2 protein-coding genes are annotated in these 2,023 nt (G+C 69.2%); both read left to right on the top strand.

From position 1 onward, the window contains the following. Window positions 1-722: YhdP family protein (locus JCM9942_RS14665; protein ID WP_484600248.1), on the top strand; the 722-nt coding region annotated here is incomplete at its 5' end. A gap of 17 nt (window positions 723-739) precedes the next feature. Beyond that, a partial coding sequence (locus JCM9942_RS14660) for a YhdP family protein (protein ID WP_304941153.1) occupies window positions 740-2,023 on the top strand: 1,284 nt, incomplete at its 3' end.

Here is a 2,023-nt window from a genome sequence, read left to right as displayed (position 1 = left end):
CCGCGGTGCTGGATTTCGACCGGCAGCAGGGCGATGGACAGGCGTGGCTGGCGGCCGCGCCGGCCGATCTGTCGGCCTGGTCATCGCTGCTGCGCTTTGCCGGGGTGAGTGTCCAGCAGGGGACAGGCGCGGCGCGGGGCTGGCTGCAGGTCCGTGACAACAAGGTCGTGTCGGTGACGGTCGATGCCGACCTCAACGGGCTGCTACTGGCCGGAGCGCCGTTCAGCGAAGGCACGAAGGCGCCTTCCACATTTCTGCACCGGGTGCAGGCACGCGCGCGCTGGAGGCAGATCGAGGGCGGCTGGCGGCTGGACGCGCCGCAATTGCGCATCGCCTCGGAAGGGCGCATGCAATCACTCGATGGTCTGCTGTTGGCCGGCGGCAACGATTTCGCCCTGCAGGGCAAGCAGATCGATGTCACGCCATTGCTGCGCGTGGCCGCACTGGGTGAACAGCTCTCTCCGCCCCTGCGTCAGTGGCTGCATCGCGCCCGCCCGGTGTTGCGGTTTTCGGATGTGAGCATCGCCGGCCACCGCGGCGGCGCGCTGCGGGGCCGTGGCGAGCTGGAAGAGGCGGCATTCGATGCCATCGGCGGCAGCCCGGGGCTCAGTGGTCTGCGCGGGCATTTCGAAGGGGATGGCCAGGCGGTGGCGCTGACGCTGCTGCCGGACCGCACGGTCAAGTTGACTGGCCCACCGGCTTTGGCGTCACGCACGAGCTGAAACTGCGTGGGCAGCTGGTGGGCTGGCGCGAAGGCGATGGCTGGCAGGTGGGCACGCCGGCGTTGCGTGTGCAGGGCACCGATTATGCGGCCGATCTGCGTGGCGGACTGTGGTTCCAGGGTGACCGCACCCGTCCATGGATCAACCTGGCGGCCAAGCTGGACGATGTGCCGATGACCGTGGCCAAGCGCTTCTGGGTGCGCTCGCGTATGAGTGAGACGGCGGTGGCGTGGCTGGACGCGGCGCTGGTCGACGGTCACCTGCGCGACGGCATCGCATTGGCGGTAGGTGACATGGACGACTGGCCGTTCAATGGCCACAACGGTCGCTTCGAGGCGCGTGGCCGGATCGATGAGGGGGCGATCCGCTTCGCTGGCGATTGGCCGCTCATCAATGGCGTGGATGGCGACATCGCCTTTATCGCCAACGGTTTCGCGTTGCAGGGCAAGGGCGAGCTGGCCGGGGTGAAGATCGACAGCTTCCAGGCCGGGATCGCCGATTTCCGCGAGTCGCGCCTGCATGTGGCCGCACGTACCGTCGATGACAGCAGCCACCTGCTGGCGATGCTGCGCAAGAGTCCGCTGCAGGCCAGCTACGGCGAAACCCTGGACAACCTAGCAGTGTCCGGACCGGCGAGTGTGACCTTCGATCTGCTGCAGCCACTGCGCGGCGGCGCGGGCCGGCTTGCCGGCGAGGTGGAACTGCGCGGAGCCAGTCTGGCTGACAAGCGGTGGGATCTGAAGTTCGACAATGTGCGCGGCACGGCCAGTTACGGCGGCAATGGCTTTGACGCGCCGGCGCTGGCGGTGCGCCACAGGGAGCGTGATGGCCTGCTGACGCTGCGCGCCGGCGCGCCGGTGCGCGATCCGGCCCATGCGTTCGAGGCCGAGCTGACGGCGGCGCTGAGCGCCAGCGATCTGCTTGACCGGGCGCCCGAGCTGGATTGGCTCCGGCCCTATATCCAGGGCACCTCGCAGTGGACGATCGGAGTCACCTTGCCGAAGGGTGCGCCCGGCAACCGTTCCGTGCCGCCGACCCGGCTGACGTTGCGTTCGGCGCTGCAGGGCACGCGCCTGCAGTTCCCGGCACCGCTGGACAAACCGGCGGCCGAAGCGCTGGGCACCACGGTGTCGGCGGCGCTGCCGTTGGGCAGCGGCATCACTGAAGTCGCTTTCGGCCAGCGTCTGGCATTGGCCGCGCGCACCCACAATGGCAAGACCGGCGTGCAGGTCACGATGGGCAGCGATCGGGTGGACCGTGAGCCGCCGGCCGAGGGCCTGGTGGTCAGCGGGCGCACACCG

Source organism: Stenotrophomonas pictorum JCM 9942 (genome assembly GCF_001310775.1).
GTDB classification, from domain to species: domain Bacteria; phylum Pseudomonadota; class Gammaproteobacteria; order Xanthomonadales; family Xanthomonadaceae; genus Stenotrophomonas; species Stenotrophomonas pictorum.
Note: the sequence above shows the minus strand (reverse complement) of the source record. Positions and strands in the feature narration are given on the sequence as shown.